Below are 22,165 nucleotides of genomic sequence, written 5' to 3'. Positions count from 1 at the left end.
TTAATGGATAACAAAGGTAGCGCTCGTGACCTTCATCCCTGTTAAGAAAGCAAGCCTTATCTCATGTGAAATCATGTTTTTAAAGAGGAAAAGTACTGCGAACTACCTATAAACAATAAATAAATGTTTCCGATAACAATAAAAAAGAGTGTTTTTTAAGGGGTGGCTGTGATGGAGGGGACATCATTTTCAGCTAAAACGCTTCATTCAAGTGTGTTAAGCTATGCCAGCGTTCAGCAATCAAAAGAAAAAAATCAGCTAGAAACAGAGTCAAAAGCGCCGAAAAGCAGTAATGAAGTAATCATTGCACAGCTTGAAAAAGCGGTGGAAGAGATTAATCAAAAGCTCGCACCTACGTTTGTTTCGGTACGTTTTCAACTTCATGAAAAGTCTCATACGTATTTCGCTCAGGTTGTAAATGCGGATACGAATGAGGTGATTCGAGAGGTACCTCCCGAAAAGCTTTTAGATATGCATGCCGAGATGGAGCGGCTGACGGGATTAATCTTTGATCAAAAAATGTAATTGGCGGTGAAAGAATGGTTCGTATTGGTGGATTAGCAAGTGGAATGGATATTGACCAAATTGTAAGTGATTTAATGAAAGCGGAGCGTATGCCGCTGGATAAAATAAAGCAAAAAAAGCAAACAACAGAATGGCAGCGTGACCAGTATCGCGAAATGAACCGATTGCTAACGGAATTTCGTGATTCGGCTTTTAACATGACGCTCCAGTCAACATATATGGTGAAAAGCTCATCTTCAGCAGATGAATCGAAAGTAACGGCTACTGCAACAACGTCAGCAGGTAACGCGTCATATACGTTATCAAACGTAACGATGGCGACGGCTGCTAAAAATATTAGCGGGGCAGTTTCAGGAACAACAAAAATTGATCCATCAAAAAGCTTATGGTCTCAGCAAAGTGCGTTTTCAGGTGGGCTAACGTGGCAGACTAAAACGATCAATCAAAGCGCGATTACGGTAGCCAGTGACACGACGAAGGTTTCGTTAGGAAAAGGAGCAATTGATGCTTCAAGTTTGCCAGGATCGATTGTTGTGACAGATAAAGACGGCAACGACGCTTCTTATACGATACGCACAGACAATGCCACAGACCTAGGTGCAAACGAAGTGTTTATTGATACAGCAACGGGCGAAATGACGTTTGGTACGCAACTTGTAAAAGATAGCACGGTACAAGGGTTTGATTATGAACAAAACTACGTATCATTTGCCATTACAACCTATGATGAAAATGGAAAAGCGATTGAAGATGATCAAAAGAATGGGAAAATGAACTTCGAGTTTGATGGTACGAAGTCATTAAATGACGTTATTTCTACGATTAACAATTCCAAGGTCGGGATTTCTGCATTTTACGATTCGGGCACAGATAAAATTATGTTCACGCGTAAAGATACCGGGAGTTTAACAGATGCAAGCGGTACGGGTCCACAAATGAAATTGGAAGGTGCTTTTTTAACGCAGACGCTAAAGTTGGATCAAACGAATGAACAAAGCGGAACTGACGCAACGTTTGAAATCAACGGCTTACAAACAACGAGAAAGTCCAATACGTTCACAGTCAGCGGCGTGAGCTTTACGCTTCAAGATAACTTTACGGCCCCTGTGCGCGTAAATGTTAGCAACAACACAGATAAAGCGGTTGAATCGATTAAAGATTTTGTGACGAAGTACAATGAACTCATCGCTACACTCAATGGCAAAACTACGGAAGAGCGTTACCGCGATTACAGTCCTTTGACCGATGCTCAGCGTGAAAGCTTAACAGATAAACAAGCGGAGCAGTGGGAAGAAAAAGCCAAGAGCGGCTTGTTAAAAAACGATTCAATTCTTTCAAGTGGACTAAATCAAATGCGTTCTAACTGGTATTCAGCTGTTTCAGGCATCACCGGTGAATTCAAGCAGCTAACGGATATTGGAATTACGACTAGTACGAATTATATGGACCGTGGAAAGCTTGTTATTAACGAGACAAAGTTAAAACAAGCACTTGAGAAAGATCCGCAGTCCGTGATGGATTTATTTTCAAAAAATGGCGAAACGACAAGTGAAAAAGGGATTGTCCGCAGACTTCGTGAATCCGTTGCGGATACGGTATCTAAAATTGAGCAGCGTGCAGGCCGCTCAACGTGGACGAATACGCAGTTTGTGCTCGGTCGTAATTTACGTGACATGGATGATCAAATTAGTCGATTTGAAAGTCGTCTTGTGCAGGTAGAAGACCGCTATTGGCGCCAATTTACAGCAATGGAAAAAGCTATTCAAAACTCAAACGCACAAAGCATGCAGCTATCGCAATATTTCGCTTAAACATAGCAATACAATGAAGAAAGAGTACGAGAAGGAGTGAAGGAAATGGCAGCAAATCCTTATCAAGCGTATCAACAAGGGGCAGTTCAAACCGCTTCACCTGGTGAACTTACGCTGATGCTTTACAACGGATGCATTAAATTTATTAAAATGGCCCGTATTGGGTTTGAACAACACAATATTGAAGCGAAAAACGAAAACTTACTTAAAGCACAAAAGATTATTCAAGAGCTAATGGTTACTTTAGATACAAGCGCTGCTGTTGGAAAAGAAATGATGGCGATGTATGACTATATGAATCAGCGCTTAATTGAAGCCAATGTTCAAAATCGCGTAGAACTCCTCGACGAAGTAGAGGGATATGCCGTTGAGTTTCGCGATACGTGGAAGCAGGTTATTCAAATGAATCGTAAGCAAACCCATGGTTCAGGTGGACAAGCGTGACGCCTCTCGACTCCGTATATGAACTGACGGCTGAGCTCTATGGCCTTGTCCAAAAGCCGCTTCTTGCAGAAGAACGTGAGAATATGATTGCGAAAGTGGAAGGCTTGCTTCAAGAGCGCAGTCAGTATATTGACGAGCTTGTTCAGTCAAAAGAAAGCAAGAATGATTCGAGAGGGAACATCATCGTTAGCATGAATGCCATCATTGATTCAACATTGTTAAAATGGAAAAAAAGTGTTGAAGAGGACCTTCAAAAAACAAAGGCCAAAAAACAGCATGTTAATCGTTATGTTAACCCGTATGGAAATGAAACATTCGATGGGAGTTTTTACGATAAGCGAAACTGAATAGAAGACGTAAAAATTCGAAAAAAAAAGACTTCTCTTTAGAAGAAGAAGGTCTTTTTTTTTAGTTCTAACATACACTTTCTTAAATTTGAAAATTTGTTCGCTGAATTTTCAAAAAAATATAGGTTTAGGAAGGGAAAGTGTCGGGTATTGTAGAAATATAGAGGTATAGCAATGATTAAAGGAGGAGTTCGAATATGATGTACAACATTCGTGGCGAAAACATTGAGGTAACTCCAGCAATCAGGGAATATGTAGAGAAAAAGCTCAGCAAGTTAGAGCGCTATTTCGATGGTACACCTAATGCTGATGTAAATGTAAACTTAAAAGTATACAACAACGACCAAAAAATAGAAGTTACAATTCCAATGACTGATCTTGTATTACGTGCTGAAGAGACGCATACAGATTTATATGCCGCAGTCGACCTTGTCCTTGATAAACTTGAGCGCCAAATTCGCAAGCATAAAACGAAAGTGAACCGTAAAATGCGTGAAAAAGGTGCTGAAAAATACCTATTCGCTGCGTTAGAAGGTGACCCAAGCGTTGCCGTTGCAGCTGAAACGGATGAAGAAGAGCTAGAGCTTGTCCGTACAAAACGATTTAACTTAAAACCAATGGATAGTGAAGAAGCAATTTTACAGATGAATATGCTTGGTCATAGCTTCTTTGTCTTCACAAATGCCGACACAAATACAACCAATGTCGTTTATCGTCGAAAAGATGGGCGATATGGCCTGATTGAGCCAAACTAAATACAGTAATTTCTAAGGCAGCGAGCTTTACTCGCTGTCTTTTTTAATGATGTCTAGTTTACGTTGCTTATCCTGTTCGTTCTAGGCAGTATTTATCAAATCATCAGTTGAGTAATAATGGGTATAAGTTGCTACTTGTCTAGCCCTGATGTTACAATTTTATTCAGAATGTTTTATAATAAGGAAATAACAAGTACAAGATGTATTGATTATAAATAGAGGAGCGTTTAATATGCTTGGATTATTTAAAAAAGTGTTTGACGGAAATCAACGCCAAATCGGTCGTTTAGAACGAATGGCTGAACAGATTGATGCGTTGGGTCCTGATATGGCATCGCTGACAGATGATCAGCTTCGTGAGAAAACAGTAGACTTTAAAGAACGTTATCAAAATGGTGAATCTGTAGACGATATGCTGACAGAAGCTTTTGCAGTTGTACGTGAAGCGGCAAAGCGTGTGTTAGGCATGTATCCTTATAAAGTGCAGCTAATGGGTGGTATCTCCTTACATGAGGGGAATATCTCTGAGATGAAAACAGGGGAAGGTAAAACGTTAACTGCAACTATGCCTGTTTATTTAAATGCCATTACTGGAAAAGGCGTGCACGTTGTAACGGTCAATGAATATTTAGCAAGCCGTGATGCAACTGAAATGGGGCGTCTTTATGAGTTTTTAGGCTTAACGGTTGGCTTGAATTTAAACAGCTTAACAAAGGATGAAAAGCAGGAAGCGTACGCTGCTGACATTACGTATACAACAAATAACGAACTAGGATTCGATTATTTACGTGATAACATGGTGCTTTATAAAGAACAAATGGTACAACGTCCCCTTCATTTTGCTGTAATCGATGAAGTTGACTCCATTTTGATTGACGAAGCGCGTACACCGTTGATTATCTCTGGAACTGCTCAAAAGTCAACGGCTCTTTATATTCAAGCTAATGCATTCGTTCGCACGCTTGATAAAGAAACGGACTATACGTTTGATGTGAAGACCAAAAGTGTTCAGTTAACTGAGGACGGAATGTCTAAGGCTGAAAAAGCGTTTGGTATTGAAAACCTGTTCGATATCTCGCATGTAGCCTTAAACCACCATATTAACCAAGCGTTAAAAGCACACGTAACGATGCAAAATGACGTTGACTATGTGGTAGAAGACGGGAAAGTCGTAATCGTCGATCAGTTTACAGGTCGTTTAATGAAAGGTCGTCGCTTTAGCGATGGGCTTCACCAAGCAATTGAAGCAAAAGAAAATGTCGACATTCAAAACGAAAGCATGACGCTTGCAACAATCACGTTTCAAAACTACTTCCGTATGTATGAAAAGCTAGCGGGTATGACGGGGACAGCGAAAACGGAAGAAGAAGAATTCCGAAACATCTATAACATGCAGGTAGTTGTAATTCCAACGAATAAAGACATTGCTCGTGATGACAAAGCAGACTTAATTTATAAAACGATGGAAGGCAAGTTCAAAGCCGTTGTCGAAGATATCGCTGAGCGCCATGCGAATGGACAGCCTGTGCTTGTTGGTACAGTAGCGATTGAAACGTCTGAACTATTGTCTTCATTATTAAAGAAAAAAGGTATCAAGCACCACGTTTTAAATGCAAAGCAGCATGAGCGTGAAGCTGATATTATCGAAAACGCTGGTCAAAAAGGCGCGGTGACAATCGCAACAAACATGGCTGGACGTGGAACAGATATTAAGTTAGGCGAAGGTGTTATTGAAGCAGGCGGTTTAGCCGTAATCGGTACAGAACGTCATGAATCACGCCGTATCGATAACCAGCTGCGTGGTCGTGCTGGTCGTCAAGGAGACCCGGGGGTTTCTCAATTTTATCTTTCAATGGAAGATGAGCTGATGCGTCGCTTTGGCTCTGATAACATGATGTCCATGATGGATCGCCTTGGTATGGACGATTCACAGCCAATTCAAAGTAAAATCGTGACAAGAGCCGTTGAATCTGCGCAAAAACGAGTAGAAGGTAACAACTTCGATGCGCGTAAACAATTGCTTCAATATGATGATGTATTACGTCAGCAGCGTGAAGTAATCTACAAGCAGCGCTTTGAAGTGTTGGATTCAGAAAATCTGCGTGATATTGTAGAGCGCATGATCCAATCAACGGTTGAAAGAGTTGTCGCTACGTACACGCCAAGCGATGAGTTAGAAGAAGATTGGAATTTACAAGGTATTGTTGATTATGTAAATGCTAATATTCTAGATGAAGGGCAAATCACGGAAGAAATGTTGCGCCGTAAAGAGCCTGAAGAAATTGTAGAAATGCTTGTTGATTATGCAAAAGCGCGCTACAACGAAAAAGAAGACCAGCTTGAGCCAGAACAAATGCGTGAGTTTGAAAAAGTTGTTGTTCTTCGCGCGGTTGATTCAAAATGGATGGACCATATCGATGCGATGGATCAGTTACGTCAAGGTATTCACCTTCGTGCATACGGTCAAACAGACCCACTTCGCGAGTATCAAATGGAAGGCTTTGCGATGTTTGAAAACATGATTGCCACAATTGAAGAAGAAGTGACGAAGTATATGATGAAAGCAGAGATTAACAACAACCTTGAACGTCAAGAAGTAGCGAAAGGACAAGCTGCTGTGCATCCAAAAGAAGGGGATGCACCTGCGAAAAAAAAGCCAAAAGTCAACGCAGTTGATGTAGGTCGTAACGATACATGCATTTGCGGAAGCGGTAAGAAGTATAAAAACTGCTGCGGAAAAGAAGCATAAAAGTAAGGAAGCATTATTGGTTTAGCGACAAACTGTGTGTCAAAAATAAGATAGAGGTGTTTGAACGATGGATTTAGTAGAAATTAAGCAAGAGTTAGAGAAAACAGCTAAGCGATTAGCGGACTTTAGGGGGTCTCTTTGACCTCGATAACAAGCAAGCTCGTATCGATGAGCTAGATGAAAGAATGGCTGATCCAAGCTTTTGGGATGATCAGCAAGCAGCACAAACAGTTATCAATGAAGCAAACGGCTTAAAGGATGCTGTAAATCAGTTTAATCACTTAGATGAAACGTATGAAAATTTACAAGTATCGTATGAGCTTGTAAAAGAAGAATACGATGAAGATTTAGCTACCGAGCTAGTTGACGAATTAAAACAGTTAACGTCAGGTATGAATGAATTTGAGCTACAGCTCTTATTAAGTGAGCCTTACGATAAGAACAACGCCATTCTAGAGCTTCACCCGGGTGCAGGCGGAACGGAATCTCAAGACTGGGGCTCAATGCTACTGCGTATGTACACGCGCTGGGCAGAGAAAAAAGGCTTTAAGGTTGAGACGTTAGACTATCTTCCTGGAGACGAAGCTGGAATTAAGAGCGTTACGTTACTAATTAAAGGTCATAATGCATATGGCTATTTAAAAGCAGAAAAGGGCGTACACCGTCTTGTACGTATTTCGCCGTTTGATTCATCTGGTCGTCGTCATACATCGTTCGTATCATGTGACGTCATGCCTGAGTTTAACGATGAAATCAATATTGATATTCGTACAGAGGATTTAAAAGTAGATACGTACCGTGCAAGTGGTGCGGGTGGTCAGCATATTAATACGACCGATTCAGCTGTTCGTATTACCCATCTACCAACTAACGTAGTTGTTTCTTGTCAAACAGAGCGTTCACAGATCAAAAACCGTGAGCAAGCGATGAAAATGTTAAAATCGAAGCTTTATCAGCTAGAGATTGAAAAGCAGCAAGAACAGCTAGCCGAAATTCGCGGTGAGCAAAAGGATATCGGTTGGGGAAGTCAGATTCGTTCTTATGTATTCCACCCATATTCTCTCGTAAAAGACCACCGTACAAATACTGAAATCGGAAATACACAAAGCGTAATGGACGGAGACATTGATTTATTTATTGATGCCTACTTACGTTCACATATTTAAGAGTGATAGCTACCCCTGGATTTTCGCGCAAGCGTGGAACCAGGGTTTTTTTCTGACAGCATGAGTTGCTTAAAAGTTACATACGCTATGGTAAAAGTCGTTAACTGAGGTGACTATCATGAAAAGATTGAAACGAGACGTATTTTCTGTATCCGACCGACTGCTGCAAATTGTTTATGTCATGGTTGGAGCAAGTATCGTCGCGATAGCCTTTAATATATTCCTACTTCCTAACCGTATTGCATCTGGTGGTGTAAGCGGTATCAGCACAATTTTAAATGCATTATTTAATTGGTCTCCAGCCTATGTTCAGTGGGCTTTTAACGTACCGCTTTTTCTTTTAGGAGCGTTGCTACTTGGTTGGCAATTTGGAGCCAAAACCTTAATTGGTACGGTTTTTTTACCGTTTGTTGTCTTATTAACAAGCGATATTGAGCCAGCTACAACTGATCCGCTTCTTGGAGCGTTGTTTGGTGGAATTGGTGTGGGTGTTGGGTTAGGTCTGGTGTTTCGAGGACACGCATCCACTGGAGGCACGGATTTAGCTGCGCAAATTATTCATAAGTATACATCGTTATCGCTCGGTATTTGTGTAGCTTTAATTGATGGGCTCATTGTGATTGCGGCTGCTTTCGTATTTGATCTAGAACGAGGGCTATATGCGCTAATCGGCCTTTATGTCACAAGTAAAACCATTGACCTTGTCCAAGTAGGCGTCGGGCGCTCAAAAATGGCGCTCATCATTACCAATAAAGAAAAAGAAGTGCGCCATGAAATTTTACATACAATTGACCGGGGGGTGACGCGTTTGTCAGCCTACGGGGGGTATACGGATGAAGAGCGACCAATTTTAATGGTTGTAGTTGAACAAACAGAATTCACAAAATTGAAACAAACGGTTAAAGCAATTGACCCATCTGCATTTGTCATTGTTGCAGACGCTTCAGAGGTACTAGGAGAGGGTTTTAAACGTTCATAAGTAGGTTATAATAGAGTGAAAAACTTCACAAAATGGTTAATTTTATTATGGAATGAGGGGGAATAGCCATGAAGAAATTAGCATTAGCAATCATTGCAGGAGCATCTTTTACATTGGCAGCGTGCGGTGGAGGGAATGAGTCTTCTGAAACAGCTTCTGAAGCAAGTGGGGAAGAGCTTTACCAACAAAACTGTTCGGGCTGTCATGGCCAAAACCTTGAAGGTGCAAGAGGACCAAACCTTCAGAAGACTGGTGCGAAATATTCACAAGAAGAAATTGAAGACATTATCAATAATGGGAAAGGAAGCATGCCAAAAGGCTTGGTGAACGAAGAGGAAGCGAGCAAAATTGCCGAGTGGTTAGCCGAAAAGAAATGATGCAAAACGAGGAGCAAAAAAGCTTCTCGTTTTATTTTTTTACAAAATATAGACGAGGATAGTCCTGCTGTTTTTCTAAATTTATTTGAGAGCAAACTCCTTTTTAGGGGGATATAGGAAGGTGTATGAATCCGACTAATGTCATATTTGAAATAAAAATGTAATATTTTTAGGGCTTAAATTCTCGAAAAGTGATGTTATAATGAGAAAGCAACTGAAATGAGTCGTTTTTTTTTGATTTTTTTGTAATTCTTTGTCGAAAGACGGGGAATGAAAATAACACACTTGATTAGGTGATAACTGATGATTGAAATGCAAAATGTTTATAAAACGTATCCGAACGGTGTGAAAGCAATCAATGGGATTAGCATCAAGATTAATCAAGGTGAGTTTGCTTATATCGTAGGACCAAGCGGAGCGGGTAAATCTACATTTATTAAAATGATGTATCGCGAGGAGAAACCTTCTACGGGCGATATCATTGTCAATGGCTCAAACGTAGCCAAAATTAAAAGTCACAAGGTACCAATTTTCCGTCGTAATATTGGGGTAGTCTTCCAAGACTTTAAGCTTCTACCAAAGCTAACGGTATATGAAAATGTGGCGTTTGCTTTAGAAGTGATTGAGCAGCACCCAGAGGAAATTAAAAAGCGCGTAATGGAAGTGCTTGATCTTGTAAAGCTGAAAAATAAAATGCGAGCGTTCCCCGATGAACTATCTGGTGGAGAGCAGCAGCGTGTATCAATCGCGCGTTCTATTGTAAATAAACCAAAAGTGGTCATTGCAGATGAGCCGACAGGGAACCTAGACCCTGAAACTTCTTGGGAGATCATGGACATTTTTGAAGAAATTAATAAAAGTGGCACAACGATTTTAATGGCAACTCACAATCGTGAAATTGTAAATGCAATTCGTAAACGAGTAATTGCTATTGAAAATGGAAAAGTTGTGCGTGACGAAGTAAGAGGTGATTACGGATATGAAGGCTAGAACATTCGGTCGCCACTTACGAGAAGGAGCAAAAAGTCTTAGTCGAAACGGGTGGATGACTTTTGCATCAGCTAGTGCGGTAACAGTTACCCTACTACTAGTTGGTGTCTTTTTAACGCTTATGCTTAACCTAAATCACGTAGCCAAGTTAATTGAAAACGACGTTGAAATTCGAGTACACGTCGATCCAGCAGCTACAGATGAAGAGCAGTCGGCTATTGAAGAGAAGTTAAAAGCAATTAGCCGTGTTGATACGGTGTCATTTTCTTCTAAAGACAAAGAGCTCAAGAGCTTAATTGATAGTATGGGTGAAGAAGGGAAAGCATTTGAGCCTTTTGAACAGCAAAACCCATTAAATGACGTATTTATTGTCAAAACAAAAACACCAAACGATGTAGCTAAGGTTGCTACAGAAGTTGAAAAATACTCGAATGTTACAAATGTGCAATACGGACAAGGTGAAGTTGAAAAACTGTTTAACGTCCTAGAAGTTGCCCGTAACATTGGAATTGCTTTAATTATCGGTTTGCTTTTCACAGCAATGTTCTTAATTTCTAATACAATTAAGATTACCATCGTTGCTCGTCGTGAAGAAATTGAGATTATGAGATTAGTAGGAGCAACAAACCTATTTATTCGCTGGCCATTCTTCATTGAAGGCTTGCTGCTTGGATTATTAGGTTCAGTTGTACCAATCGGTGTCTTAATTGGTGTATACACGTTTGTATTCAACCAATCTGAGCCAAAATTCAACGGATATTTTGAGCTTTTACCAACGTTCCCATTCACGCTTCAAATTGCGCTATTACTTGCTGTAGTCGGTGGATTTATCGGCGTTTGGGGAAGTATGCTATCAGTTCGAAAATTCTTAAAAAAATAAGTTATATTATTCAGTACCACGACAAATCTAGCCTAAACGTTAGATTTGTCTTCTTACATATAAAGATGATAAGCACATAAAAAAACACGTACAAATGAGGAGAACAGACAAATGAAACGCAAAGTATTAACGGTTACAGCAGCGGCTTTTGTCGGGCTAAGCGGTGTATGGTTAAGTTCGGGGAATATCGCTTATGCAAACGGAGACATTGATAAAAAGATTAGCGATTTAAATGAAAAAAGTTCAAATGTAAACAAAAACATTAATGAAGGTAAAGAAGAAATTAAATCTTTACAAGAGCAACAGAAAAAAACAGAAGCTGAAATGAAGCGTTTAGATGAGAAGATCGGTGAGACAAACGAGAAAATTCGAAATCGTGAGTCTGAAATATCAGAAACAAAGAAAGAAATTGAAAAATTAAAAAAAGATATTGAAGAAGTAAAAGAACGTATTGAAAAGCGAAATGAACTGTTAAAAGATCGAGCTGTAGCGTTACAGGAAAGCGGTGGCTCAGTGGATTACATGCAAGTTCTACTAGGCTCACAAAGCTTTGGTGACTTTATCAGCCGTGTTAGTGCAGTATCTACAATTGTAGAAGCAGACCGTGAGTTATTAATTCAACATGAGCAAGACAAAAAAGAACTTCAAACAAAAGAAACAGCTGTTCAAACAAAATTAGAATCACTTGAAAAAGCGCTAAAAGACCTTGAAACATTGTCAGCAGATCTTGAGAAGCAAGTCGATGAAAAAGATAAATTAATTGCTACGTTACAATCGCAAGAGCAATCAGTAAACGATGAAATTGTTGGCTTAGAAGAAGAAGCGGCTCTACTAGCAGATCAAAAGAAAGCAGCAGAAGGTGAAAAGGCAGCTTGGGAACAAGAGCAGCGTGAAAAAGCGAAAGCTGCAGCGGAGGCAAAGGCAAGAGCTGAAGCAGAAGCGAAGGCAAGCCAGTCACAGCCAGCAGCAAAATCGGCACCAAGCGCAGCGCCAGCTCAAAAAGCAGAAGCTGCACCAGCACCAGCTGTAACAAGCGGTTCATTCATGCGTCCAGCTAACGGACCAGTCACATCTCGATATGGTTACCGTGAAAAATTTGGTCGCATGCATTACGGAATTGATATTGGAAAACGTGGTAGTAGTGTACCAATTGTATCCGTAGCGGATGGCACAGTTATTCGAGCGTATTACTCATCATCATTCGGGAATGTTGTATTTGTACGCCATAACGTCAATGGCCAAACTTGGGTATCTGTTTATGCTCACTTAGAAAGTTATAATGTGTCTAGCGGTCAGTCAATCGGAAAAGGTCAACAGCTAGGCTACATGGGTAATACTGGTCGTTCATTCGGTGCACACTTGCACTTTGAACTTCACAAAGGAGACTGGCAAGGAAGCAGCTCTGCTGTAAACCCTGAAAATTATATTAACTTCTAATTTTGTGCATATGTTGTACAAGCCTATCATAAAATCTTAACAAAAAGGCATCACACTTGATTTGTGTGGTGCCTTTTGCTACAAATAACACATGCATCCTTTTTATTACATAGTTTCAAGGCTATCTATTATAATAAAAAGAGATGGGTCAGGGTTGAGGAGGATGAAAGAGCTTGAATCGGAAAATAGTGGCATTATTGATGGTGCTCTCTCTTGTAGTTGGAGCAGTAGGTACTTATTTTGGATTACAATATGCAAGCGCTGGAAGCGTTGGTTTATCAAGTCTCTCGTCAGCTACAGGGACAAATAATGTAGATGTAAATGGTGAATTTGACAAGATTAAGCAAGCCTATGACCTTATATCATCCCAATATTATAAGGATGTAGACGAAAAAAAATTACTAGAAGGTGCTATTCAAGGAATGGTACAGACGCTTGATGATCCCCATTCGTCCTATATGAATAAGGAAACAGCAAAGCAGTTTGAACAATCACTTGACTCATCCTTTGAAGGAATTGGTGCAGAAGTTAGCATGGTAGATGGTAAAGTCACAATCGTAGCACCATTTAAAGAATCACCAGCTGAGAAAGCTGGTTTAAAGCCCAACGATCAAATTTTAAAAATTGATGGTAAAAGCATTGAAGGATTAGAGCTTTATGATGCTGTGTTAAAAATTCGTGGTGAAAAAGGATCAACAGTTAAATTAGATATTCAGCGTCCCGGTGTAAAAGACATGATGAAAGTTGATGTGGTACGTGATGAAATTCCAATTGAAACTGTTTATTCATCTGTGAAGAAAGTAAATGACAAATCAATTGGCTACATGGAGATTACGTCATTTTCTGAATCTACCCAAGATGAATTTAAAAAGCAGCTAAAGGAACTTGAAAAGAAAAATATTGAAGGACTTGTCCTTGATGTGCGTGGAAATCCAGGTGGTTATCTCCAAAGCGTGGAGAAAATGTTAGAAGAACTTGTAACAGGTGACAAGCCGTATGTACAAATTGAAGAGCGTGACGGTGATCGTCAAACGGTTAAGTCTTCTTTAAAAGAACCAAAAGATTATCCAATTGTAGGACTGATCGATGGTGGTAGTGCATCTGCTTCAGAAATCTTAGCTGGTGCATTAAAAGAAGCTGGCGGATATGACATCGTTGGTGAAAAATCATATGGTAAAGGAACAGTTCAGCAAGCAGTGCCAATGGAAGACGGCAGTAACTTAAAGCTGACGTTCTACAAATGGTTAACGCCAGATGGCAATTGGATTAATGAAAAAGGAGTTAATCCAACTGTTGAAGTAAAACAGCCTGACTATTACTACACAAATCCAATTCAAGTTACTAAAACATTAAAATTTGATATGACAGATGATCAAATCAAAAATGCACAGCAAATGTTAAAGGGATTAGGGTTTGAACCTGGCCGTACCGATGGATATTTCGGTAAAGAAACAGAAACGGCTGTAAAAGCGTTTCAAAAAACAAATGATCAAAAAGTGACGGGAGAAATTGACGAAGATACAGCGGCATTACTTCAGACAAAGCTGCTCGAAAAAATCAAGTCAAAAGAAGATGACCGTCAATTAGAAACAGCTCTAAAGCTTGCGAGCGAATAATGAATGAACAGAAAAACCCCCTCTCTGTAGGCTTGCAGAGAGGGGGTTTTTGTAGAAATAGTGAGCATGTTTATTCTCTTTTTCTGTTACAATAAGTGAACAAGTTAGTTTTTCATCCATATTAATAAAGGAGGAGCTCACTAATATGGAAGAACAAAAAGAATTACAGCCAAAGGTAGAGAAGAGCTTTGAACTAATCGGTAAAAAATGGACAGGATTAATCATTTATGTACTGATGAGTGGTCCAAAGCGCTTTAGCGAGCTCAATGAGGCGATTCCGGCTTTAAGCAGAAGGTTACTAACTGAGCGAGTTAAAGAGTTAGAAGAGCATGGTATTGTGCTACGCACTGTTATACCGGAGCGTCCGATTCGCACAGAATATACGCTGACTCAAAAAGGAAAAGAATTAGGGCAAATTTTAGGTCCGATTACGCAATGGGCAGAAAGTTGGATCAAAGACTAACAAGCACAGAAGCAGAAGACTAGCTACAGAAAGGAATGTCAAAGATGGCAAACGTTCTTTATGTTACTGCACATCCACTAAGTGAAGATGAATCATTAAGCATGGCGGTAGGTAAGCAATTTATTGAAACCTATCAAGAAACAAATCGAAATGATGAAGTCGTTCATTTAGACTTATATACGGCTGACATACCATTTCTAGATAAAGATGTGTTTAACGGTTGGAAGAAGCTGCGTGAAACAGGTTCTTTAGAAGAGTTATCATCAGATGAACGAATGAAAGTAGGACGCCTAGCAGAACTAGGTGCACAATTTTTACTAGCAGATAAATACGTGTTTGTTACACCGATGTGGAATTTTTCGGTACCTGCCATTATGAAGGCTTATATTGACGCAATTGCTGTATCAGGCAAGACGTTTACATATACAAAAGAAGGCGCTGAAGGTTTGTTAAAAGGAAAGAAAGCACTTCATATTCAAGCGCGAGGTGATGTTTATTCAGAAGGACCAGAAGTGAACCGTGAAATGGGACATCGCTATTTGGAAGTAATGATGGACTTTTTTGGGATTGAATCCTTTGAAAGTATTATTATTGAAGGTCAGGTGAAGTTTCCAACTAAAGCACAAGAAATTAAAGAAAAAGCAATGAATCAAGCGTTGACTATTGCTACAACTTTTTAAAAAGACTTTTACCAGTCTTTTTTTTATGTTTAAAAGGCATACTAACAAACAGGGTAATCATTTAAATGAGAATAAAATAGTTGACTAAAAAGATTACCTAAGTTACTATTAGTAACATAGTTATTAAAAAGTGAAAGAAAGGTGCGAATTCAACATGGCAAAAGTATTGTATATTACAGCACATCCGCATGACCATCAAACTTCATTTAGTATGGCTGCAGGAAAAGCATTTATTGACACATATAAAGAAGAAAATCCAAACGATGAGGTTGTACACATTGACCTTTATAAAGAGGATATCCCACAATTAGATGCAGATATCTTTGGTGGATGGGGTAAATTAGGAGCAGGTGAAGCATTTGATAAGCTATCAGCTGACCAGCAGCGTAAAATTGCTCGTTTAAATGAACTGAGCGATCAATTTGCAAATGCTGATAAATATGTATTTGTAAATCCAATGTGGAACTTCTCATTCCCACCTGTTATGAAAGCATACTTAGATTCTGTTGCTGTAGCAGGAAAAGCATTCCGCTATACAGAGCAAGGAGCAGTTGGGTTATTAACAGATAAAAAAGCATTTCATATCCAAGCAAACGGCGGTATTTATTCAGAAGGTCCAGCAGCAGATGTGGAGATGGGACATCGCTACATTGGTATTATGATGAACTTCTTTGGAGTTCCATCATTTGAAGGATTATTTGTAGAAGGTCATAATGCAATGCCTGCAAAAGCAGAAGAGATTAAAGCAAGCGGCATTGAAAAAGCGAAAGAAGCAGCGCGTAAATTTTAATAAAGAAGTAAGAAAAAGAGACTGAGACATAAGTAGTTCAGTCCTTACTATACCTGAACGATTAAGAGTTTCTCACTTTTAATCGTTCAGGTTTTTTGTTGATTGTGAAAACAATGTTGGAAACAGGGTGGAATGGAGCGTAGGACACTCGACTCCTGCGGGAAAGAGAGGGAAAACTGAGATCCCGCAGCGCAGCGAGGAAGCTCAGGTTCCTCCCCGCGGAAAGCGAGTGGCCGTAGCGCAATGGAACGAACGTGTTGAGACAAACTAAAGAGATGGAAACAGCTAGTGTTCGTCTTTTAGAAGCCATCATTTTGTTATGTCCCAAACTCTTTTTTTTTGGTAAATAGAATTGAACACATATGTGTATAACGGACAGTTAACATACAAATATGAATGATTTGTTCCTTTTCTTATAGTACTTGGAGGACTGTTTTTTAGAAAAAAACAACATTGGCGGTTGTTATCATACTTTGTTAAAATGAAATTACTGGTTATACATACAAATCTGCGGTGATAAATAAAAAATAAGAAGTTGAGGGAGTAGTAGGCGGTGGAAAGATGGAAGTTGTAATAGAAATCCTAAAAGGAGCGGGAAAGCTTTTTATACATCCGCTCACCTATTTATTTTTACTGGTTTCATTCTTTGTTGGTCTGGCACGCGTTAAGCGTGAACGAAAAAACTTTCATGTTCGGGTATTTGATTTTATCTTAGAAGCGAAGTATTTATTTTTTCCAGGTATTATTATTGGCGTGATCCTTTCAATTTGCACTGTTTTAGTAGGGACATACGTAACGATTGGAACACTTGTGTTTGTTGCTTTGATTACGTTTCTTTTGAGTGGGCCGTGGACATTTCGGTGGTTATCGCCCGCTTATGTATTGGGCGTAACCATTTTTGCTACGCTAGTTATTCCAAATGTGGGAATTGGAGATGGGATTGTTCATACATGGTCACTTGAATTAAAGGATGCAAATTTACCATCGTTAACGTTTTTGTTAGCGCTACTAGTAGTAGCAGAAGGATATTTGATTTGGAAGTTTGGCGTAAAAGGAACCTCTCCTGCTATCATTAAGAGCAAAAGAGGCCAAGAGATTGGTGCTCACTTTTCTCAAAAGCTTTGGGTTGTTCCTGTGTTTTTATTAGTTCCTGGTGATGCAATTACATCTACCTTCAGCTGGTGGCCAGTGCTTACAGTAGGTCAAACGTCATTTAGCTTATTTTTTGTTCCATTTGCTATAGGTTTTAGCCAGCGCATTCAAAGTATGTTGCCAAGCGCATCGATTTCATTTACTGGAAAAAGAGTGTTGTTTTTAGGCGTTGGTTTGGTCTTAGTGGCGCTTGTGACATTAGTTGTTCCGCTATTTTCATTTGTTGTGGCGGCTCTCGCCATTGTGGTTAGACAGTGGATTAGTACGAAGCAACGTCTAGCAGATGAGAATGCTGCACCATTTTTCACAAAAAAATCAGAAGGTGTTATCATATTGGGTATTATTCCAGGATCGCCCGCTGAAAAAATGGGCTTACAAGTTGGAGAGTTAATTACGAAAGTAAACGGTGTTCCTGTATCAGAAGTTGCTAAATTTTATGCAGCGCTTCAGGTTAATAATCGTGCTTTCTGTAAATTAGAGGTGCTTGATTATTCTGGCGAGGTTCGCTTTGCTCAGCGCGCTTTGTATGATAATGAACATCACGAGCTAGGTATTTTATTCGTTCATAACTACAAGCAGCTAACATCGGAAGCTGTTTAAGTGACAAACCCTATTTCTTTATTAAAAGAAGTAGGTTTTTTTTTGTAAAAAAAGTATGACAGATGTCTTAACAATTTTCTAGTATATTCCTATTGTGTTAGATATAATCAAGTTACGAATTGAACAAAAGTGTATATTTTATAAAAAGTAAACAAATTTGTTCAAAAAATATATAGAAAGCGGTTACAAAATTGTAGAAAGGAGAGTATACTGAACATATAGTAAGTTAAGAATCTTTTTAAATCTTAATGTAATGAAGGAGGCTTGGTATTGATGGAGGTTTTAATGAGAACGATGTTTCAATCGTTAGGCAAAAATCACTCAATGAATAAATTAGCAAAAAGGTATGGTCTACGAATGGGTGCGGCAAGATTTGTGGCAGGTGATTCAATTGAATCTGCTATTAACACTTGTAGAGAGCTGAACGCTGCAGGTAAGGTTGCAACGTTAGATCACCTTGGAGAATTTGTGTATACCAAAGAGGAAGCAGCTGAATCTACCGATATGTGTGTGCAAACATTACATGCGATTGCTCATTCAAATGTTAATTCGAATTTATCATTGAAGATGACATCTCTTGGTTTAGATATTAGCAAAGAGCTCTGCATGGATAATATGCGCAAAATTCTTGAGGTTGCCAAAATGCATGGGATTTTTGTTCGAATTGATATGGAAGATTATGCTCATTGTCAGCAGTCACTAGATATATATAAAGAGCTACGAAAAGACTATGATAACGTTGGAATTGTGATTCAAGCATATCTATATCGTACGCAGCAAGACATTAAAGACCTAAATCAATATCAAGCAAACTTACGCTTAGTAAAAGGGGCATATAAAGAGTCACCTGAAGTAGCATTTCCAGCAAAAAAAGATGTGGATGAAAACCTTAAAGAAATTATTAAAATGCATTTAGAAAACGGCAACTACACAGCCGTGGCAAGCCATGATGAAGCAATGATTGACTATACGAAAGAGTTGGTTAAAAAACTGAATATCCCAAAGGATCAATTTGAATTTCAGATGCTGTACGGTATTTGTGTTGATTTACAAGATAAGCTTATTAAAGAAGGTTACAAGGTGCGCGTATACGTACCGTACGGTGTAGATTGGTTTGGGTACTTTATGCGCCGTTTAGCTGAGCGCCCGGCGAATGTATGGTTTGTATTAAAGAATTTTGTAAAATAATTTCACATAAAGGGGTAGATGAATATGACAATTACAACAAAACCATCTGTATTTAAAAATGAACCTTTCACTGATTTTACAGTTGAAGCAAATAAAGTAGCGATGGAAAAAGCGTTAGAAAAAGTAAAGGGTAAGCTAGGGGGAACCTACCCAATTTCAATTGGTAGCGAAACAATTGATACAGGAGATTATATTGTGTCAATCAATCCTGGAAGTAAAGATGACGTCATTGGGCGCGTGAGCAAAGGAACAACGGCTTTAGCGGAGCAAGCAATGCAACAAGCGTTAACAACGTTTGAAATGTGGAAGAACGTTTCACCGGCTGAGCGTGCGGACTATTTATTTAAAGCAGCGGATTTGATGCGTCAACGTAAGTATGAATTCTCTGCGATGCTCGTTTATGAAGTAGGGAAAAATTGGGCTGAGGCAGATGCAGATACAGCAGAAGCAATTGATTTTATGGAGTTTTATGCAAGAGAAATGCTTCGCCTTAGCAAGACGCACATTAATCAGCCATTAACGCCTGTAGATGGTGAAAAGACGCGAATGGCGTATATTCCACTTGGAGTAGGGGTGATCATCTCACCATTTAATTTCCCACTCGCAATTATGGCAGGAACGACCGTAGCGGCAATTGTATCGGGGAACACAGTTATTTTAAAACCAGCTGATTCAGCTCCGGTTATTGCGGCTAAATTTGTGGAGCTCATGAAAGAAGTAGGCTTACCGGAAGGAGTCTTAAACTTTGTGCCAGGAGACGGTATTGAAGTAGGCGAATACTTGGTTGAGCACCCAAAAACACGCTTTGTTTCCTTCACGGGTTCACGTGAAGTTGGTTGTCGTATTTACGAAAGGGCGTCTAAAGTACAGTCTGGACAGATTTGGTTAAAGCGTGTTATTGCTGAAATGGGCGGTAAAGATGGAATTGTAGTAGATGAAACAGCTGATTTAGATGCAGCTGCTGATGGAATTGTGGCAGCAGCATTCGGCTTCCAAGGACAAAAGTGTTCAGCAGGTTCTCGTGCAATTATCGTGGAATCTGTTTATGATGAAGTGGTAGAAAAGGTCGTAGAACGTACGAAAAAGCTTAGCATTGGACTGCCGGAAGAAAATCATGCAGTGGGTCCAGTAATTGATCAAAAAGCATACAATAAAATCTTGTCGTATATTGAGACTGGAAAAGGTGAAGGAACGCTTCTAACAGGCGGTGGTCCGGCTGAAGGGAATGGCTTCTATATCGAACCAACTGTATTTGGAGATGTGAGTCCGCAGGCACGCATCATGAAAGAAGAAATCTTTGGGCCTGTTCTTGCGATGGCAAAAGCAGCTGACTGGAAAGAAGCAATTGAGATTTATAACGATACAGATTACGGGTTAACGGGCGGATTCTTCTCTCGCGATGAGAATCGTATTTCGACTGCTCTAAATGAAATGCACTGCGGAAACTTGTACATTAACAAAAAATGTACGGGTGCGTTGGTAGGAGTACATCCTTTTGGTGGTTTCAATATGTCAGGAACGGACTCTAAAGCGGGTGGCTATGACTATCTACTTCTATTTACACAAGGGAAAATGACAGCTAGAAAGATTTAAATGGATTTAATCAGAGGGGCACTGTGCCCTTTCTGATTATTTTTTTATCATAAAATTTTTGGTTACTTCTGAATTAAAATCTAGTATATTATTTCTATGCAAATTTGAGAGGAGAGATTTGATGGAGATTCAGCTGTTAAGTTCCATTGTGGTATACATGATCGGTATGTTGTTAATTGGTTATTATGCGTACCGAAGGACTTCTAATCTATCAGACTATGTATTGGGAGGACGCTCGCTAGGCCCAGGCGTAACGGCTTTAAGTGCAGGAGCTTCAGATATGAGTGGATGGTTGATGATGGGGTTGCCTGGTGCTATGTTTGTTCAGGGGGTAAGCGCTTCGTGGATTGTAATTGGGCTTACGTTAGGTGCATATGCTAACTGGCTGTTTGTTGCACCTCGTCTTCGTAAGTATACAGAAGTGGCTAATAATTCAATGACCATTCCAGCGTTTTTAGAAAATCGCTTTAACGATGATTCCAAAATGCTACGTATGATTTCGGCTATTGTTATTATTCTATTTTTTACTTTTTACGTTTCATCAGGAATCGTATCAGGAGGCGTTCTTTTTGAAACAACGCTGAATCTAGACTACGAGATAGGCTTATGGGTTGTAGCTGGAGTAGTCGTAGCTTATACATTGTTTGGTGGCTTTTTAGCCGTTAGTTGGACCGATTTCGTTCAAGGAATTATAATGTTTGTTGCTTTAATCCTTGTGCCAGTTGTAGTTCTTACACAGATGGGTGGATTTGGTCCGGCAATGAGTGAGGTTCGAAACATTGATACGGACTTATTCAATATTTTTAGTGGCACAAGCTTCTTAGGTATCATCTCGCTGTTTGCCTGGGGGTTAGGTTATTTTGGCCAACCACATATTATCGTGCGATTTATGGCTATCTCATCTGTAAGAGAAATCAAGCCTGCTCGTCGTATTGGAATGAGCTGGATGCTTGTTTCAGTCGTTGGAGCCATGCTGACAGGGTTTGTCGGTTTAGCTTATTACACGAATCAAGGTCTAGAAATTGCTGACCCGGAAACAGTATTTATCGGGTTAAGCACAATTTTATTCCACCCAATTATTACAGGGTTCTTATTAGCAGCATTATTAGCAGCCGTAATGAGTACCATTTCATCACAACTTCTTGTAACTTCGAGCTCATTGACAGAAGATTTGTACAAAACATTTTTCCGCCGATCAGCAAGTGATAAAGAACTAATGTTGATTGGACGTGGATTTGTACTTCTTGTATCCATCATTGGTGTCATGATTGCATTTAATAAAAGTGGTACAATCTTATCGTTAGTCGGCTATGCATGGGCTGGATTTGGAGCTGCTTTTGGCCCTGTTATCTTATTGAGCCTTTATTGGAAGCGAATGAACAAATGGGGAGCGCTAGCAGGTATGGTGTTTGGTGCCGTGACGGTTGTTGTATGGACAAAAATCCCTGGATTATCGGATTTATTATACGAAATGATTCCGGGTTTCTTAATTAGCTTAGTTGGAATTGTAGTAGTAAGCTTATTAACACCTGCTCCGAACGAGAAAACGCAAAGTGAGTTTGAAGAATATAATCAATCAGCGTAACGAAAAAGAGACTGAGACATAAGTAGTTCAGTCCTTAC

General features: G+C 39.6%; 21 protein-coding genes. All 21 read left to right on the top strand.

Features of this window, described 5'->3' with window-relative positions; genetic code table 11:
• The first annotated feature begins 171 nt into the window (after positions 1 to 171).
• The 21 genes from AS180_RS11830 to putP all read left to right on the top strand — a co-directional run bounded on the left by AS180_RS11830 (position 172) and on the right by putP (position 22,127).
• Positions 172 to 525 carry a flagellar protein FlaG gene (locus tag AS180_RS11830; RefSeq protein ID WP_062686848.1) on the top strand — a complete coding sequence of 118 codons (354 nt, stop codon included), beginning with the start codon at positions 172 to 174 and terminating at the stop codon, positions 523 to 525.
• Positions 526 to 539: 14 nt separating this feature from the next.
• The gene (gene fliD, locus AS180_RS11825; RefSeq protein ID WP_062686847.1) at positions 540 to 2,336 is read left to right on the top strand and encodes a flagellar filament capping protein FliD; all 1,797 of its coding nucleotides are present in this window, start codon (positions 540 to 542) and stop codon (positions 2,334 to 2,336) included.
• A 45-nt stretch (positions 2,337 to 2,381) separates the two neighbouring features.
• Positions 2,382 to 2,780 carry a flagellar export chaperone FliS gene (gene fliS / locus AS180_RS11820; RefSeq protein ID WP_025907032.1) on the top strand — a complete coding sequence of 133 codons (399 nt, stop codon included), beginning with the start codon at positions 2,382 to 2,384 and terminating at the stop codon, positions 2,778 to 2,780.
• Entirely contained in the window at positions 2,777 to 3,127 is a 351-nt protein-coding gene (locus AS180_RS11815; RefSeq protein ID WP_025907030.1) for a hypothetical protein, read from the top strand. Before fliS ends, AS180_RS11815 begins: the two co-directional genes overlap by 4 nt.
• Positions 3,128 to 3,324: 197 nt before the next feature.
• Positions 3,325 to 3,882: a ribosome hibernation-promoting factor, HPF/YfiA family gene (hpf, locus tag AS180_RS11810; protein ID WP_025907028.1), complete on the top strand. Its 558-nt coding sequence runs from the start codon at positions 3,325 to 3,327 to the stop codon at positions 3,880 to 3,882.
• Positions 3,883 to 4,114: 232 nt separating this feature from the next.
• Positions 4,115 to 6,631, top strand: coding sequence for a preprotein translocase subunit SecA (gene secA / locus AS180_RS11805; protein WP_025907027.1), 2,517 nt, complete (start codon positions 4,115 to 4,117; stop codon positions 6,629 to 6,631).
• A 67-nt stretch (positions 6,632 to 6,698) separates the two neighbouring features.
• Positions 6,699 to 7,797 (top strand): peptide chain release factor 2 gene (gene prfB / locus AS180_RS11800; RefSeq protein ID WP_138116421.1). Its coding sequence is split into 2 segments (ribosomal slippage): positions 6,699 to 6,761 and positions 6,763 to 7,797, totalling 1,098 coding nucleotides; the frame shifts between segments, so codons are not numbered across the junction.
• A gap of 181 nt (positions 7,798 to 7,978) precedes the next feature.
• Positions 7,979 to 8,776: a YitT family protein gene (locus AS180_RS11795; protein ID WP_373688729.1), complete on the top strand. Its 798-nt coding sequence runs from the start codon at positions 7,979 to 7,981 to the stop codon at positions 8,774 to 8,776.
• Positions 8,777 to 8,844: 68 nt separating this feature from the next.
• Positions 8,845 to 9,153: a cytochrome c551 gene (gene cccB, locus AS180_RS11790; protein WP_062686846.1), complete on the top strand. Its 309-nt coding sequence runs from the start codon at positions 8,845 to 8,847 to the stop codon at positions 9,151 to 9,153.
• A gap of 303 nt (positions 9,154 to 9,456) precedes the next feature.
• Positions 9,457 to 10,143: a cell division ATP-binding protein FtsE gene (gene ftsE, locus AS180_RS11785; protein WP_061786090.1), complete on the top strand. Its 687-nt coding sequence runs from the start codon at positions 9,457 to 9,459 to the stop codon at positions 10,141 to 10,143.
• Complete coding sequence (gene ftsX, locus AS180_RS11780) at positions 10,133 to 11,023, top strand: permease-like cell division protein FtsX (protein WP_061786089.1); 891 nt, start codon at positions 10,133 to 10,135, stop codon at positions 11,021 to 11,023. The genes ftsE and ftsX overlap by 11 nt, the downstream gene beginning before the upstream one ends.
• Before the next feature lie 111 nt (positions 11,024 to 11,134).
• Positions 11,135 to 12,460: a murein hydrolase activator EnvC family protein gene (locus tag AS180_RS11775; RefSeq protein ID WP_025907020.1), complete on the top strand. Its 1,326-nt coding sequence runs from the start codon at positions 11,135 to 11,137 to the stop codon at positions 12,458 to 12,460.
• A gap of 173 nt (positions 12,461 to 12,633) precedes the next feature.
• A complete protein-coding gene (locus AS180_RS11770) occupies positions 12,634 to 14,076 on the top strand; it encodes a S41 family peptidase (RefSeq protein WP_062686845.1) in 1,443 nt (480 codons plus the stop codon).
• Between the two features lie 145 nt (positions 14,077 to 14,221).
• Positions 14,222 to 14,539, top strand: a complete 318-nt coding sequence (locus AS180_RS11765) for a winged helix-turn-helix transcriptional regulator (RefSeq protein WP_025907017.1) — start codon at positions 14,222 to 14,224, stop codon at positions 14,537 to 14,539.
• Positions 14,540 to 14,583: 44 nt separating this feature from the next.
• Positions 14,584 to 15,219 (top strand): FMN-dependent NADH-azoreductase, encoded by a 636-nt coding sequence (locus AS180_RS11760; protein WP_025907015.1) that lies wholly within the window; start codon positions 14,584 to 14,586, stop codon positions 15,217 to 15,219.
• A 154-nt stretch (positions 15,220 to 15,373) separates the two neighbouring features.
• Positions 15,374 to 16,009 (top strand): FMN-dependent NADH-azoreductase, encoded by a 636-nt coding sequence (locus tag AS180_RS11755; RefSeq protein ID WP_061786086.1) that lies wholly within the window; start codon positions 15,374 to 15,376, stop codon positions 16,007 to 16,009.
• A gap of 127 nt (positions 16,010 to 16,136) precedes the next feature.
• Positions 16,137 to 16,280 (top strand): hypothetical protein, encoded by a 144-nt coding sequence (locus AS180_RS22560; RefSeq protein ID WP_156413441.1) that lies wholly within the window; start codon positions 16,137 to 16,139, stop codon positions 16,278 to 16,280.
• Positions 16,281 to 16,570: 290 nt separating this feature from the next.
• Positions 16,571 to 17,761 carry a PDZ domain-containing protein gene (locus tag AS180_RS11750; protein ID WP_025907012.1) on the top strand — a complete coding sequence of 397 codons (1,191 nt, stop codon included), beginning with the start codon at positions 16,571 to 16,573 and terminating at the stop codon, positions 17,759 to 17,761.
• A 273-nt stretch (positions 17,762 to 18,034) separates the two neighbouring features.
• A complete protein-coding gene (locus AS180_RS11745; protein ID WP_025907011.1) occupies positions 18,035 to 18,949 on the top strand; it encodes a proline dehydrogenase family protein in 915 nt (304 codons plus the stop codon).
• Between the two features lie 24 nt (positions 18,950 to 18,973).
• Positions 18,974 to 20,542 (top strand): L-glutamate gamma-semialdehyde dehydrogenase, encoded by a 1,569-nt coding sequence (gene pruA / locus AS180_RS11740; RefSeq protein WP_062686844.1) that lies wholly within the window; start codon positions 18,974 to 18,976, stop codon positions 20,540 to 20,542.
• A 121-nt stretch (positions 20,543 to 20,663) separates the two neighbouring features.
• Positions 20,664 to 22,127, top strand: a complete 1,464-nt coding sequence (gene putP / locus AS180_RS11735; protein ID WP_062686843.1) for a sodium/proline symporter PutP — start codon at positions 20,664 to 20,666, stop codon at positions 22,125 to 22,127.
• The last annotated feature ends 38 nt before the right edge of the window (positions 22,128 to 22,165 follow it).

The sequence above is a fragment of the Priestia veravalensis genome (assembly GCF_001457055.1).
In the GTDB taxonomy this organism is placed as follows: domain Bacteria; phylum Bacillota; class Bacilli; order Bacillales; family Bacillaceae_H; genus Priestia; species Priestia flexa.
The sequence above is the reverse complement of the archived record's forward strand: the minus strand, read 5'-3'. Positions and strand labels throughout refer to the sequence as shown.